General features: G+C 67.6%; 13 protein-coding genes. 8 read left to right on the top strand and 5 right to left on the bottom strand.

Annotated elements, in window-relative coordinates:
• Positions 1-13: 13 nt before the first annotated feature.
• Together GH2_RS16280 and GH2_RS16275 are read right to left on the bottom strand one after the other, a co-directional pair.
• Positions 14-994, bottom strand: a complete 981-nt coding sequence (locus tag GH2_RS16280) for a pirin family protein (protein WP_066170327.1) — start codon at positions 992-994, stop codon at positions 14-16.
• 3 nt (positions 995-997) lie between these two features.
• Positions 998-1633 carry an LON peptidase substrate-binding domain-containing protein gene (locus tag GH2_RS16275; protein ID WP_239589077.1) on the bottom strand — a complete coding sequence of 212 codons (636 nt, stop codon included), beginning with the start codon at positions 1631-1633 and terminating at the stop codon, positions 998-1000.
• 201 nt (positions 1634-1834) lie between these two features.
• On the opposite strand from GH2_RS16275, the gene sfnG reads away from it, so the two are divergent.
• From sfnG to GH2_RS22030, 5 genes are all read left to right on the top strand, one after another.
• Positions 1835-3007 (top strand): dimethylsulfone monooxygenase SfnG, encoded by a 1173-nt coding sequence (gene sfnG, locus GH2_RS16270; protein WP_066170323.1) that lies wholly within the window; start codon positions 1835-1837, stop codon positions 3005-3007.
• A gap of 47 nt (positions 3008-3054) precedes the next feature.
• On the top strand, positions 3055-4293 hold the full coding sequence (locus tag GH2_RS16265; RefSeq protein WP_066170321.1) for an acyl-CoA dehydrogenase family protein: 1239 nt from the start codon (positions 3055-3057) through the stop codon (positions 4291-4293).
• A 59-nt stretch (positions 4294-4352) separates the two neighbouring features.
• A complete protein-coding gene (locus tag GH2_RS16260; protein ID WP_066170318.1) occupies positions 4353-5564 on the top strand; it encodes an acyl-CoA dehydrogenase family protein in 1212 nt (403 codons plus the stop codon).
• Between the two features lie 23 nt (positions 5565-5587).
• Complete coding sequence (locus tag GH2_RS16255) at positions 5588-6793, top strand: LLM class flavin-dependent oxidoreductase (RefSeq protein ID WP_066170315.1); 1206 nt, start codon at positions 5588-5590, stop codon at positions 6791-6793.
• Positions 6794-6883: 90 nt separating this feature from the next.
• Positions 6884-7594, top strand: coding sequence for a DUF3592 domain-containing protein (locus GH2_RS22030; RefSeq protein WP_239589078.1), 711 nt, complete (start codon positions 6884-6886; stop codon positions 7592-7594).
• A gap of 81 nt (positions 7595-7675) precedes the next feature.
• Here the strand turns inward: GH2_RS22030 and GH2_RS16245 are convergent, their stop codons facing one another.
• Entirely contained in the window at positions 7676-8401 is a 726-nt protein-coding gene (locus tag GH2_RS16245) for a VOC family protein (protein WP_066170313.1), read from the bottom strand.
• A gap of 96 nt (positions 8402-8497) precedes the next feature.
• Here GH2_RS16245 and GH2_RS16240 point away from each other — a divergent pair, with 96 nt between their 5' ends.
• Positions 8498-10192 (top strand): alpha/beta hydrolase, encoded by a 1695-nt coding sequence (locus tag GH2_RS16240; protein WP_066170310.1) that lies wholly within the window; start codon positions 8498-8500, stop codon positions 10190-10192.
• Between the two features lie 72 nt (positions 10193-10264).
• Complete coding sequence (locus GH2_RS16235; protein WP_084247560.1) at positions 10265-11143, top strand: crotonase/enoyl-CoA hydratase family protein; 879 nt, start codon at positions 10265-10267, stop codon at positions 11141-11143.
• A gap of 351 nt (positions 11144-11494) precedes the next feature.
• On the opposite strand, the gene GH2_RS16230 is transcribed toward GH2_RS16235, so the two are convergent.
• Both GH2_RS16230 and htpG read right to left on the bottom strand, forming a co-directional pair.
• The gene (locus GH2_RS16230; protein WP_066170307.1) at positions 11495-11971 is read right to left on the bottom strand and encodes a nitroreductase/quinone reductase family protein; all 477 of its coding nucleotides are present in this window, start codon (positions 11969-11971) and stop codon (positions 11495-11497) included.
• A 4-nt stretch (positions 11972-11975) separates the two neighbouring features.
• Complete coding sequence (gene htpG / locus GH2_RS16225; protein ID WP_066170304.1) at positions 11976-13928, bottom strand: molecular chaperone HtpG; 1953 nt, start codon at positions 13926-13928, stop codon at positions 11976-11978.
• A gap of 64 nt (positions 13929-13992) precedes the next feature.
• On the opposite strand from htpG, the gene GH2_RS16220 reads away from it, so the two are divergent.
• Positions 13993-14757 carry a PIG-L family deacetylase gene (locus GH2_RS16220; RefSeq protein WP_157086123.1) on the top strand — a complete coding sequence of 255 codons (765 nt, stop codon included), beginning with the start codon at positions 13993-13995 and terminating at the stop codon, positions 14755-14757.
• The last annotated feature ends 13 nt before the right edge of the window (positions 14758-14770 follow it).

The following is a 14770-nucleotide window of genomic DNA, read 5'->3' as shown; positions in this document are numbered from 1 at the left end:
CCTGTCTCTCGGGTCAGCGTCGCTTCCGCGGCTTGAGGCGACTGTTGGGCAGCGGCGGCGCGGGGATCCAATCCTCGGGCGTCCAGCCGTCCACTGTTCCGAAACGTTCGGCGCGCGCCTGCCATTCCTCGCGGTAGGCGACGATCTCGTCATGGTCGCGTCCGACGAAGTTCCACCACATCACGATGTCCTCACCGAACGGTTCGCCGCCGAGCAGGATCACCCGTGCCGTCGCGTCGGTGGGGTTCACCAGCTCCAGGTGCTCGCACCCCGGGCCCACGTAGGCCATCGACGACCGCCCGATCGCGACGCCCTCGACCTCCAGCGCCGCCGTGTCGAGCAGCACTCCGTGCTCGAAGGCGACGTCGACGTCGAGCACCACTCGCGCGTTCGGCTCGATGATCACCTCGGCACCGAGCAGCGGGGTGGCGGTGACGATGTCGGCGGTCGATCCGCCGAGCGTCCCGGTGAACACCTTCAGGGTGGCGACGGCGACGCCGGACGCGTCGACGACCGGGACCGCGGGCGGTGCGTAGTGCTGAAAGCCGTTGGGTTCATTGCGGACTGCGTCGGGCAGCGCCACCCACAACTGCACACCGTGCAGCATCGTCACCCGCTCGGTCGACATCTCCGAGTGACTGATGCCGTATCCCGCGGACATCAGGTTCATCTCGCCCGGCAGCACCATCGCATGCACGCCACCGCTGTCGCGGTGCTCGATCTCGCCCTCGAACAGCCAGCTCACCGTCTGGAGTCCGGTATGCGGATGCGGGTACACCTGCATGCCTCCCGACTCCGAGACCGGTTCCGGACCGTAGTGGTCGGCGAAGCACCACGCGCCGACCATCGATCGGTCCCTGGTCGGCAGGGTGCGGTTCACCTGCATCGCACGGATGCCGCCGAGCGGCACCGTCCGCGGTTCGATCACCTCGATGCCGTCGGCTGGGCCTGAGCCGCACTGCACCTCAGTGGGTTCGGCTTCCACATTGCTCATGGATCATCCTTTCAGGCGGAATCTCAGGGCTGCGATCAAGTCGTCCACCGCCGCCGCAATCACGTCCACCCGGGCGGCGGCGTCGGGCGCGGTCAGCACGCTGTAGCGGTCGGCGGCGCCGAGCGGCAGTTCCGAAGCCGCTCGGAACGACGCCGCGACCGGGTCGTCGCCGTCGTAGTCCACCGGCTTCGTGAGTTGCGAGGCGATCCACCGCAGTTGCGCGTCCCTGCGGCCGCCCTGCCCGCAGAGCAACTGCAGTTGCGCACGCTTCTCGAGCAACTCGGTCCAGTCGACGGCACCGGCGTCCCCATCGGCGAGGTCGTCGACGAGCGCCCGCGGATACGGGTCGTCGGGCAGCCATTCGGCGACCGTGATCCGCGAGACGCCGCGCGCCACCAGGGAGTAGCGTCCGGGTCCGGACGGGGTGAGTCGGTCGATCTGAGCGAGCGTCGCGACCATCGCTCGGACGTCGCCGCCGCCGACCTCCGAACCGCGTTCGATCAGGACGGTACCGAACCGTCCGCCCGCGGACTGGACGTCGGGAATCATTGCGGCATAACGAGGTTCGAAGATTCGCAGGGGCAGCTGCTCGCCGGGCAGAAGCACCGCTCCCAGCGGAAACATCGGCATCTCCCTCATGCGGATCACAGTACCCGCCGGGTGTTGAGCCCATCTTGATTCGAATGGTTGTCGCGAGCGGCACGCGAACGCACACTTGGTGCGTGCTGATGCAGATGTGTTCGCTCACCCGATGTCACTGACCGACTCAGGTCGCTCGTCTTCGGTCGGTTCCGCCGCCCCTCACCGTCACCCACCACCCTCACCGGAGGTCTCTTCGCCATGCCTACTTCCCGATCAGAACGACAGCTGCATGCCGCCGCTCAACCGCTCCAGTTCGCCTACTGGGTCCCTAACGTCAGCGGCGGACTCGTCGTCTCGAAGATCGAGCAGCGCACCGACTGGGGGTACGACTACAACCGGACGCTCGCCCAGCTGGCCGAGAACAACGGCTTCGACTACGCGCTCACCCAGGTTCGGTACATCGCCTCGTACGGGGCCGCCTACCAGCACGAGTCGACAAGCTTCTCACTCGCTCTCCTGCTGGCGACCGAGCGGTTGAAGGTGATCGCCGCCGTGCATCCCGGGCTGTGGCAGCCGGGCGTCCTGGCGAAATACCTGGCGACCGCCGATCACCTGTCGGGCGGCCGTGCCGCGGTCAACGTGGTGTCCGGATGGTTCAAGGACGAGTTCACCAAGCTCGGCGAGCCGTGGCTGGAGCACGACGAGCGGTACCGCCGCGCCGAGGAGTTCATCACCTACCTCAAGCGGATCTGGACCGACGACCACGCCGAACTGTCCGGCGACTTCTACCGTCTGCACGACTTCGATCTGAAACCCAAGCCGGTCGACGTCCCGGGCCGACCGCACCCGGAGATCTTCCAGGGCGGCAACTCGACCGCCGCACGGGCGATGGCCGGCCGCGTCTCCGACTGGTATTTCAGCAACGGCAAGGACTTCGACGGCATCACCGAGCAGGTCAGCGATGTGCTGACCGAAGCCGCGCTGCACGACCGCACGGTGCGGTTCGGACTCAACGGATTCCTCATCGCCCGCGACACCGAGCACGAGGCGCGCGACGTGCTCCGCGAGGTGGTCGAGAAGGCCGACCGCGACGCCGTCGCAGGCTTCGGCTCCGCCGTCAAGCAGGCGGGGTCGTCGACCGCCGACGGCAAGGGCATGTGGCAGGACTCGGAGTTCGCCGACCTCGTCCAGTACAACGACGGCTTCCGCACCGGCCTCATCGGCACACCCGAGCAGATCGCCGAGCGGATCGTCGCCTACAAGACACGCGGGGTGAACCTGCTGCTCCTGGGCTTTCTGCACTACCACGAGGACGTCGCCTACTTCGGCGAGAAGATTCTGCCGATCGTCCGCGACCTGGAGAACGACCTCGCCGTCAGCGGCCGGTTGGAGTCCGAACTCGCCCGACACGGCGTTCTGACCGCCAACTGACGCATCGCACGCACCGACCCACCCACCACCTCACGAACGGACCTGACATGACCACCACCGACTCCCCGACCACTGCCTCCCCGATCACCGATACGTCCGGCACCGATGCGGACACCCAGTTCGACGCCGCGCTCCGCCGCGCCGACATCGTCGCGGCACAGTTGCGTGCGACGGCCGCCGAGCGCGACCGCGCCAACAAGGCGCCCCTGGCCGAGGTGGCGTTGCTGCGCGAGGCCGACCTCCTCCAGGTCGGCGAACCGGTCGCGTACGGCGGTTCCGGTTTGGACTACGCGCAGTCGCAACAGATCACCCGCCGCATCGCGCGCGGCGACACCTCGATCGCGCATCTGCTGGGATATCACTACGCACAGCAGCGGATCCCGCATCTGTTCGGCACCCCCGAGCAGGCCGACCAACTGTCGCGGCGGAACGCGGAGTTCAGGCCCTTCTGGGGCGGCGTGCAGAACCCGCGCGGCGCGGCGGGCCTGACGCTGACCCGCGACGGCGCGGGGTTCCGGCTGAACGGCGCGCGAACCTTCGCCTCCGGTGCCAGCATCTCCGATCAGCTGTCCGTCACCGCAGCACTCGACGGAGACCTCGTCTTCCTGTCGATCCCGACTCGCCGGGACGGCTTCACACCGCAGGGCGACTGGGACAACATCGGGCAACGCCTCACCGACTCCGGCGGCGTGGTCTTCGACAACACACCCGTCGAACGCAGCGAGGTCCTCGGCGACGATCCCCTGACCGGTCGTATTCCGAGCGCCTACCAGACGCTAGTGACTCCGCACTGGCAGTTGGCGTTCGTCAACTTCTACATCGGTACCGCCGAAGGAGCATTGGAGGAGGCCCTCGACTGGACCCGACTGAACGCCTCGCCGTGGGAGACCTCGGGGCTGGATCAGGCCACCGACGACCCGTACATCCTGGAGCTGGTCGGCCAACTGCGGTCCGAGATCAGTGCGGCGGCTCTCCTCGCCGATCGGGCGGGCGACGCCTTGCAACACGCTCTGAACATCGGTCCGGAGCTGACCGCCCACCAGCGTGCCGAAGCCGCCATCGCGATCGCCGAGGCCAAGTACGTGACCACCAAGGTCTCACTCGAGGTGACCTCGCGGCTCTTCGAGATCCAGGGGGCTCGCGCCACCACCAGCGCCTACGGCTTCGATCGGCACTGGCGGAACCTGCGCACGCACACCGTGCACGACCCGGTGGCGTACAAGGCCCGCGAGGTCGGCGATTGGACGCTGAACCGTCGTGCGCCACAGTTCTCCCTCTACAGCTGACCTCGGACGGCTAACGCACCCGCATCCCGTCCGCTCACGCTGAAAGCGATTGCCCCGCCATGACTTCCGTCCTCGATACCTCAGTCAGCGATCCAGCAGCTGGCATAGGCACGCTCACCGATCCGGCGGCCTCCGCACTGCGCGACCTGCTGCCCGTCATCGCCGCGTCGGCGTCCGACCGGGACCGCGACCGCACGCTGCCCCGCGCGGAGGTGGATGCCCTGTCGGAGGCGGGACTGCTCGCCGTCACCGTCCCCGTCGAGTACGGAGGTCGCGGCCTCGGCATCGGATCGGCGGTGGAGCTCACCGCGGCGCTCGCCACCGTCGATCCGAGCCTCGCGCAGATTCCGCAGAGCCACTTCGTCTTCCTCGACGCATTGCGTCGCGGCGGGTCTTCCGAACTCGCCGCTGAGGTATTCGGCCGAGTGCTGGGTGGGGAGCGACTGGCCAACGCGCAGACCGAGCGCGGCGGAGCCACTGTCCTCGACGACGCGACCGTGCTCGTCGATCACAGTGACGGCCTCCGACTGACCGGCCGCAAGTACTACTGCACCGGGTCGGTCCTCGCCGACTGGCTCGCCGTTCGCGCAGGCGGACCGACCGGACGGGTGCTGGTGTACGTGCAGGCAACCACCCCGGGCGTCACGATCGACGACGACTGGGACGCCGTCGGGCAGCGGACCACGGCCTCGGGCACGGTGGCATTCGACGAGGTCGTCGTCGATCCGCACCGGATCGTCGACTTCGATGCACTGTTCGCCCGGCCCAGCACCTACGGTGCGCGCGCACAGATCCTGCATGCGGCGATCGACGTCGGCATCGCGGTCGGCGCCTCGACGGTCGGGGCCGAGTTCGCGCACCATGCCCGACCGTGGTTCGAGGCGGATGTCGAACGAGGGGTCGACGATCCGCTGCTGATCTCGGCGGCCGGCGAACTGGAACTGACCGTGCGCGGCGCCCGGGCACTGCTCGACGTCGCGGTCGCCGCCATCGAGTCCGCCGAGGCCGCAGGCGAACCCGCCGACCTCGTCGCCGAGGCGTCATTGGCCACGGCGGCGGCCAAGGTCGCGGGCGGCCGTGCCGCCCGCCGGGCGGGCGAGGTCCTGTTCGATCTGGGCGGGACCCGCGCAGCGGCCGCACCGTCGAACCTGTCTCGGTACTGGCGGGATGCGCGGACGCATTCGCTGCACGACCCCGAGCGCTGGAAACTCACGCACCTGGGTCGGTGGGCGCTGACTCGGACGCCACCGCCGATCCACGGAAACATCTGACACTCACGTTCTCTAGGAGACCCATGTCCCTGCACACCACGTCGACCTCCAGCGTGGCGGCGCCGCTGGCACTGCACTGGTTCCTGCCCACGTACGGCGACTCGCGATTCATCGTCGGCGGCGGTCACGGCATCCCGGCAGGCAGTGCCCACGGTGATCGACGCGCCTCGATCGGTTACCTCTCGTCCATCGCGCGGGCAGCAGAGGAGTTCGGATTCACCGCCGCCCTGACACCCGCGGGCGCCTGGTGTGAAGACGCCTGGCTGACCACCGCGATGGTGGCGCAGGAGAGTGACCGCCTCGGCTTTCTCATCGCACTGCGTCCCGGACTCGTGAGCCCCACACTCGCCGCGCAGATGGCGTCCACGTTCAGTCGCCACGCACCAGGGCGACTCCTGCTCAACGTGGTCACCGGGGGCGAGTCGCACGAGCAGCGGGCGTACGGCGACTTCCTCGACAAGCCCGCCCGCTATGCGCGCGCCGACGAGTTCCTGTCGGTGGTGCGCGGACTGTGGCGCGGAGAGCACGTCACACTCGACGGCGAGCACATCCGGGTCGACGACGCCTCGCTGGCGACGCTGCCCTCGCCGGAGATCCCCATCTATTTCGGCGGTTCGTCACCCGAAGCGGGACCGGTCGCCGCACGGCACTCGGACGTGTACCTCACGTGGGGCGAACCACCCGCAGCCGTCGCCGCGAAGATCGCCTGGATCCGCCGGCTCGCCGATCGCGAGGGACGAACGGTCCGGTTCGGGATCCGGCTGCACGTCATCTCCCGCGACAGCGCCGACGAGGCGTGGATCGCGGCGTCCAAGCTCCTGGACGCCCTCGATGAGAGGACCGTCCGTGCCGCACAGGAAGGTCTGTCGCGCAGCGAGTCCACCGGTCAGGCCGGCATGCGTGATCTGCACGCCGAGCACCGGCGCACCGGATCCTGGCGCGATCCGCGCGCGCTGGAGGTGGCTCCGAATCTGTGGGCAGGCGTCGGCCTGGTCCGCGGCGGTGCGGGGACCGCACTGGTCGGCAGCCATCGCGAGGTCGCCGATCGCATCGCCGAGTACGCGGAGTTGGGGATCGACGAGTTCGTCTTGTCCGGCTATCCACATCTGGAGGAGCTGTACTGGTTCGGCGAGGGGGTGATCCCGCAGTTGGTGGATCGCGGTCTGTTCGCGCCGCCGAACCCCGATGGCGCCGTCGCTGGGACGCCGTTCCTGACGGCAGCGCGGTAGTCGCCTCTCGACGGGGTCGTCGTGCGCCGAACGACGGAGATGGGCGAGGATGGGCGGTGAACCTGGATCCCAAACGATGGAGTCTGTGAGATGAGCACGATCGACCCGCGGCATCGCCTGCACCGGCGACCATGGTTCCTCCCGGTGGTGCGCGGAGTCCTCTGGACACTCGCCGGCATCGGCGTCTTCGCGATCGCATTCGCCCTGACCGCGTTTCCGTTCAACGACAGTGGCATGGCACTGGGACTGGCACCCCTTCCGCTTCTGTGCGTCATCTACGCGGGCTTCACGGATGCCTACACCGAGGTGCCCGAGCGTGCCGCACGGTACTTGCTCCCCTACCTGGCGTGGATGATCGGCATCGGCGCCGCCGCGAGCGGTGCGGGAGTTCTGCTCGGCCGCGCCTGGCCCAGCCTCCGAGGCTCGACCGACGGCTACGCGATTCATCACGGTTCGCTGTTCAACGTCCTCGGTGCGGCACTGCTGCTCGGCGGGCTCGGACTGCTCGTCGTCAGTACCTGGTTGCGCACTCGTCAAGCAGCGTTGGCCGTCCGGGCTCGGAGTGTTCGGCTCACCGGCCCTCGAGTGCCCGCAGTGGTGACCGAGGTGTCCCGCTGGCACCAGAGCAACGTCGTCGAGATGTGGGACACCACCCTGCGATTCACCGACTCCCAGGGCACCGACCGGTGGCACACGGCTGTGCACCACGTCAGACTCCAGCCCGGCAGTCGCCAGTGGATCCGTTACGATCCCGAAGCACCGGGCCGGAAGTCGTCGATCTTCGTCGAGTGGACGCGATGACGGTGACGGACGCCGTCTCCGGTGTCCGACCGAGTCTTCGCTGAATCAGTCAACACTGCATCGGGCAACGGTGAATCTGCGTCACTGCTGAATCAGCAGCGTCGCGGTGCCGAGGGCTGGTTCACGGACCGTGCAGACTTCAGTCCCGGCCTTGCGACCGGTGCGGACTTCGCTCACGTTCAGGCCTGCGTCGACGAGTCGACGCTGTTCGGCGACGATGTCGCTGCAGCGCCACGCGACGCCCATCAGCCCGATGCCCTCGTCGGTGTCGGGTGCCCCGGCCACCACCTCGAGGACAGTGGAGCGGGTGCGGAAGAACAACTGCGACACGCCCTTGCCGAGGTCGCGCACCAGACGGAGGTTGACGCCCAGCCGACCGCCGAACAGGGCGATCGCGGCGTCCGCCTCGGCGACGGTGAAGACCACGTGGTCGATCATCCCGCTCGACGTCGCCCCGGGTGCTCCGCCGCCGGTCATCTCGTACCCGGTGACGCGCAGCGGCGCGTACTCGGTCAGGGCCAGGCTCTTGCCCATGCCGTCGCTCTCGCCCCTGTCGTCGAGCGCGACGCCGCGCCGACGCAGCAGGGTCGCCGCACCCGCGAGGTCCGCGACGTGCAGATCCACGGTCAACCGGCGGTCGGAGTCGGCGAGTCCGATCGACCCGTTGGACACGGCCCATCGCTCTGCCGCACGGGTGCCGAGCAGGATGTCGTACAGGCGCGCCGACGCCGCCCGGTCTGCCGTCGGCAGCGTGAGGTGGACGTCGTCGACCGACAGCGCATCAGCGATCGCATTCACGATTCCCATCCTGACACAGCATGATCGGGGCATCGTTGTGGCTGTCGCCGCTGCACTCGGGACCCACTACAGTGAGAGTTCCGTCGTCGACTGAAGGACCACGCAATGACTGTGGAGCGCAACGGCATGGACGACGACGGTGCTGGGGGCCGGCTCCGACGTGCCTGGCAGTCGTACACGGCGCAGCTTTCGTACGCGGGGTTGGTCGCCGGCACGGTGATGTTGTGGCTGTCGGCCACGCCGTCACTCCTCCCGCGCGGTCCGCTGTTTCAGGGACTGGTGAGCGCAGGGGCTGCCGCACTCGGGTATGCGCTCGGCGCGTTCGCCACGTGGTTGGCGCGCTTCCTCGTCTCCCGCCGGGATCGGTGGCGTCGCCCGCCCCGCATCTGGTGGATCGGCCTGGGAATCGTGTTCATCATCGGCACCCTCGTCATGCTGTACTGGTACCAGCGGTGGCAGAGCGAACTCCGCGATCTGATGGGCGTCGCCCATCTGCAATGGTCTGCCTACCCGACCATCGTCGTGGTGGCGGTGATCGTCTTCGCGATCCTCGTCGGTGCGGGGCAGGCGTGGGGCGCCCTGGTCCGAATCCTCGCGCGGCGGCTCAGTCGACGGGTTCCGCCGCGGATCTCCGGCCTCGCCGCGGCCACCGTCATGGTGATCGTCAGCATCCTCATCTTCAACGGCGTCGTCGCCGATTACGGGATGAACGCGCTGAACTCGTCGTTCGCCGCGATCAACGACGAGACCAATCCCGACTCCGAACCGACGACGTCGACCCTGCGGTCCGGCGGCCCCGAGTCGCTCGTCAGTTGGGCGAGCCTGGGTCGGCTCGGCCGCACGTTCGTCTCGGTGGGCCCTTCGGCCGCCGACATCAGCGAGTTCAACAGACGCCCCGCCAAGGAGCCGATCCGCGTCTACGCCGGACTGCAATCCGCGGACTCGATCCAGCAGAGCGCGGATCTCGCTGCGCGCGAACTGGTCCGCACCGGCGGCCTGCAGCGGAAGCTGATCGGGATCGCCGGATCCACCGGCACCGGCTGGGTCAATCAGGCCAACCTCGACACTCTCGAGTACATGTACAACGGCGACACCGCGATGGTGTCGATGCAGTACTCGATGCTGCCGAGTTGGTTGTCGTTCCTGGTGGACCAGGAACGAGCACGCACCGCCGGGCGTGCACTGTTCGAGGCCGTCGATCGCTTGGTCCGGAAGATCCCCGAAGCGGAGCGCCCCATGATCGTCGTGTTCGGTGAGAGTCTCGGATCGTTCAGTGTCGAGGCTCCGTTCGGGTCGGTCGCGACCATGAGTGCCCGGACCGACGGCGCCCTGCTGACCGGCCCCACCTTCAGCAATCAGATGTGGGCCGACGCCACCGGCGAGCGCGATGCGGGCTCGCCCGAAGTGCTGCCGATCGTCGACGACGGCAACCAGGTCCGGTTCATCAACACCGCCGCCGACCTCGACCGGCCGAGCCGCCAACCGTGGGACCGCGGCCGCATCGTGTACCTGCAACACGCGTCGGATCCGATCTCCTGGTGGAATCCGGAGCTGATTCTCAACAAGCCGGACTGGTTGCGGGAGAAGCGTGGGTCCGACGTCCTCGACACCGTCTCGTGGATTCCGTTCGTGACCTTTCTCCAGGTCGCCGCGGACATGGCGGTGGCCGCCGACGTGCCAGACGGCCACGGTCACCACTACCTCCGCGAGATACCGCAGGCGTGGGCGAAGATCCTGACACCGGAGGGCTGGACCGACGCGAAGACGCAGTCGCTGCTCCCCCGGTTGCGCCGCGACTGATCCCCATCACATGATCGCGCTGACTCACAAAGGGGTTACTCGTGGGTAACACCATCCGGTAGCATCGTCGCCGTGACCCAGGACAACACCGACGCCGCTTCGACCGGCGCAGACGCTCCCGCCTACCGTTCGCACCCGTACAAGGCGTTCACCGTGACCGTGGCCGACCACATCGCCGAGGTGACGCTCATCGGCCCCAGCAAAGGCAACGCGCAGGGACCCGACTTCTGGACCGAGGCGGCGCCGTTGTTCGCCGCCCTCGACACCGACCCGGACGTCCGCGCGATCGTCTTGACCGGCTCCGGCACACACTTCTCCTTCGGTCTCGATCTCCCTGCGATGATGGGCGACTTCGGCAAGGTGCTGGCCTCCGACGCCAAGGCCGGCCCGCGTACCGACTTCCACAACCTGGTCAAGAGCATGCAGGGCGCCATCAACGCCGTCGCCGACTGCCGCAAACCCGTCATCGCCGCCGTCGCCGGCTGGTGCATCGGCGGTGGCGTGGACCTGATCAGTGCTGCCGACATCCGCGTCGCCAGCGCCGACGCCAAGTTCAGCGTCCGGGAGGTCAAGGTCGCGATCGTCGCCGACATGGGTTCCCTCGCCCGCCTCCCGCTGATCATCGGCGACGGCCACACCCGCGAACTCGCGCTGACCGGTAAAGACATCGACGCCGCCCGCGCCGAGAAGATCGGTCTGGTCAGCGATGTCTACGCCGACAAGGATGCGACGCTCGAAGCGGCCCACGCGATCGCCGCCGAGATCGCGGGCAACGCGCCCCTCGTCGTGCAGGGATTCATGGACGTTCTCGACCACAGTCGCAGCGCCCGCGTCGACGACAGTCTGCGCTACGTCGCCGCCTGGAACGCCGCCTTCCTTCCCAGCAACGATCTCACCGAAGCGGTCACGGCCGTCTTCGAGAAGCGAACGCCGCAGTTCAAGGGCGAATAGATGATTGATTCCCGGTGACGGTCGCCCCCACGTGGGTCGAGTGCTGCGGCCGCCTCCATGTGGCGGGAAGCGATGGTCGTCGGCGAGGACTCGTCCGAGGCGATCCCAGCTGAGAACTGCCCGCTCAGGCGCTTCCGACGGAACATTGCCGTCGGAGGGTGCTGTGCAAGCAGTTCTCAGCAGCATGTGACAGTAGGCGGCGCGCGGCGCGGCGATATCAGATCGAACGCAGGCCTCGCGCGACGCTGCGCCAGTTCGTTTATTCACAGTCTCGATATACTGCGTGCTCGCTCCGCTCGCAGGCAGCACTCGACCAGCTTGGGACGACCGTGTTCAACGATGCACGCGACCTCAGTCGCCACGACTCGGGGTCAACCGGAACACCGGGATGGTGCGTGAGGTGCGACGCTCATAGACGGTGAAGTTCGGCCACACCCCGAGCAGCGTCCGCCACCCGGCCGCCCGGTCGGCGTCGAACAACTCGGTGGGACGCATGGTCTGCTCCACACCGTGGACCGTCACCGTCATGGTCTCCGCGGCACGGAGGTTGAAGACCCATGCAGGCATCGTCGGACCGCCGAAGAAGGAGCCTGCGACGATCCAGTCGTCACCGTCCGGTGCGGCCAGCAGGTGCGTGCTGTGCAGTTTTCCGCTCTTGCGCCCCGGGATCGTCATCGTGATGCCGGGCAGCCCCGCGATCCGCAGCAGCCCGAACCGGCCGCCGGTGAGGAAGTGCAGCAGCACGTCGATCTTCACGATGTAGGGCAGGTATCGGGGCAACCATTCGATCGCCCCGATACGCACCGCGACCGGAGTCAGCAGCCCCACGAACTCAGCCGAGGTTCTTGGCGAGCGTCTCGGCGAGCAGCTGCGCCACCTCGGCGGGATCGTCGAGATCGCCGCCCTCGGCGAGAACCGCCGACGCATAGACCAGTTTCGCCGTCGACGCCAAGTCGGCGTGATCGTCGCCCTGTCCCTCGAACGCGCCCTGCAGCGCGACGACGAGCGCGTTGTCCGGGTTCAGCTCCAGGATGCGCTTGGACTTCGGCACCGGCTGACCCGACGCGCGGTAGAGCTTCTCCAACTGCGGCGTCATCGAGAAGTCGTCGCCGACCAGGCAGGCGGCCGACTCGGTCAGTCGCGAGCTCAGCCGAACCTGCGACACCTCGTCGGTGAGGGTCTCCCCCAACCAGGTGAGCAGCGGCGCGAACTGCTCCTGCTGCTTGGTCTTGTCCTCGTCGGTCGATTCGGCGTCGTCGCCGTCCAGGTCCACGACGCCCTTCGCCACCGAGACCAGCTGCTTGTCCTCGAAGTCCAGCCCGGACGAGACCCATACCTCGTCGACCGGATCCGACAACAGGAGCACCTCGATGCCCTTGGCGCGGAATGCCTCCAGGTGCGGCGACCGCTCGATCTGGGTCCGCGACTCGCCGGTCATGTAGTAGATGACGTCCTGCTCGGGCTTGCAGCGCGAGAGGTAGTCGGTCAGCGTGGTCGGCTCGGTCTCGCTGTTGGTCGAGGCGAAGACCGACGCCTTCAGGATGGCCTTGGCGTTGTCCTGATCGTTGATCAGGCCTTCCTTGAACACGCGACCGAAGTTGCTCCAGAAGGTCTGGTAGTCCTCGGGCCGCCGATCCTGCAGCTCCTGGACCGACGAGATGACCTTCTTGACCAGGCGACGACGGATCGCGCGGATCTGCCGGTCCTGCTGCAGGATCTCCCGCGAGACGTTGAGCGAGAGGTCAGCGGCGTCGACGACGCCCTGGACGAAGCGCAGGTACTCGGGCATCAGCTCAGCGGCGTCGTCCATGATGAACACCCGCTTCACGTACAGGTGGATGCCGCTGCTGCGTTCGCGCATGAACAGATCGAACGGCGCCTGCGTCGGAATGAACAGCAGGGCCTGGTACTCGAAGGTGCCCTCGGCGTGCAGCGTGATGGTCTCCAGCGGCTCGTCCCACGCGTGCGAGACGTGTCGGTAGAACTCTGCGTACTCCTCCTTGGAGACCTCCGACGACGACTTGGCCCACAGCGCCTTCTGCGAGTTGAGGACCTCGTCGACCTCTTCGACGGTCGGCTCGGGCGTCTCGCCGTCCTCGCCCGGCTCACCCGGAACCTGCTTGACCACCAGCATGCGGATCGGCCACGAGATGAAGTCGGAGTACTTCTTCACCAGGCGACGCAGCACGGTCTGGTCGGCGTAGTCGTTGACGGCGTTGTCCTCGTCGACGGGCTTGAGGGTCAACGTGATCGCGGTGCCCTGCGGCGCGTCGGCGATCTCGTCGAGGGTGTAGGTGCCGTCGCCGGTCGACTCCCAGCGCGTGCCGACGGTCTCGCCGGCCTTCCGCGTGACGAGCTCCACCTTGTCGGCGACCATGAACACCGAATAGAAGCCGATGCCGAACTGCCCGATCAGATCGCCGGCGTCCTTCGCGTCGTTCTCGGCGAGCTTCTGCCGCAATTCGTCGGTTCCCGATTTGGCAACGGTGCCGATGAGGTCGATGACCTCGTCGCGGGTCATGCCGATGCCGTTGTCGGCGACGGTCAGGGTGCGCGCCGTCGAATCGGGGGTCAGCCGGATGTGCAGATCGGAGATGTCCGCGTCGAGATCCTTATCGCGCAGCCCTTCCAGACGCAATTTGTCCACCGCGTCGGACGCATTCGAGACCAGCTCACGCAAGAAGCTGTCCTTGTTGGAATAGATGGAGTGGACCATCAGATCCAGTAGCTGGCGGGCCTGTGCCTGGAACTCAAATACCTGCGAGGTCAACGCATGACTCCTCATTGTGAGACCGAATCGTCGGGGCTGAATTTGCGCCCACGAGTTTACCGGGCGTCCGACGCGTACTGTGAGTGACGTGTCTGGCAGCACTCGCGCGCTCTTCGTTCACGCTCACCCCGACGACGAGTCGTTGTGGACCGGCGGCACCATGGCACGCCTGGCTCGCAGCGGCGCCGAAGTCTCCCTCGTCACCTGCACCTGGGTGCGCGGCACCACGCGACACGGCGAACTGGTCGACGCGGCACGTCAACTCGAACTGGCCCGGGAGCCGATCATGCTCGGCTACGCGGACAGCTTCGTCCCCGAATCCGCCCCCGGAGCCACGTCGTTCATCCTGGCGCCGTTCGACGAACAGGTGGCCGCACTGGTCGAGCACCTGCGCTCGTTGAAGCCGCACATCGTGGTCACCTACGACGCGTACGGCATGTACGGCCATCCCGATCACATCCACGCCAATCGCTTGGCGTGCGCCGCGGCCGACGCCGCCGCGATCGCCGCCTACCACCCCGACCTCGGTGAGCCGTGGCAGGTGTCGTCGCTGTACTTCATCACCATCCCGATGACGACCGTCGCCCAGCTGCGTCCGCATCTCTCCGACGCCTCGCATCTGCCGATCGACGGCACCCACGCCGACCGGATCGACGTGGTGGTCGACGTCGACGACTGCACCGGCTGCAAGATCCGCGCCATCCAGTGTCACAAGACCGAGATGGCCCGGAGCGCGTCGATGAAGGACTTCGCCGCGCTGCCTGCCCCCGAGCAGCGACTGTTCCTCCGCACCGAGGCCTACCTGCGGCGCGACCTGGTCCCAGGCGGCGCCGAGCTGGTGTGAGCCGCTGCCTTCC

This window comes from Gordonia hydrophobica NBRC 16057 (genome assembly GCF_001592365.1).
Taxonomy (GTDB): Bacteria; Actinomycetota; Actinomycetes; order Mycobacteriales; family Mycobacteriaceae; genus Gordonia; species Gordonia hydrophobica.
Note: the sequence above shows the minus strand (reverse complement) of the source record. Positions and strands in the feature narration are given on the sequence as shown.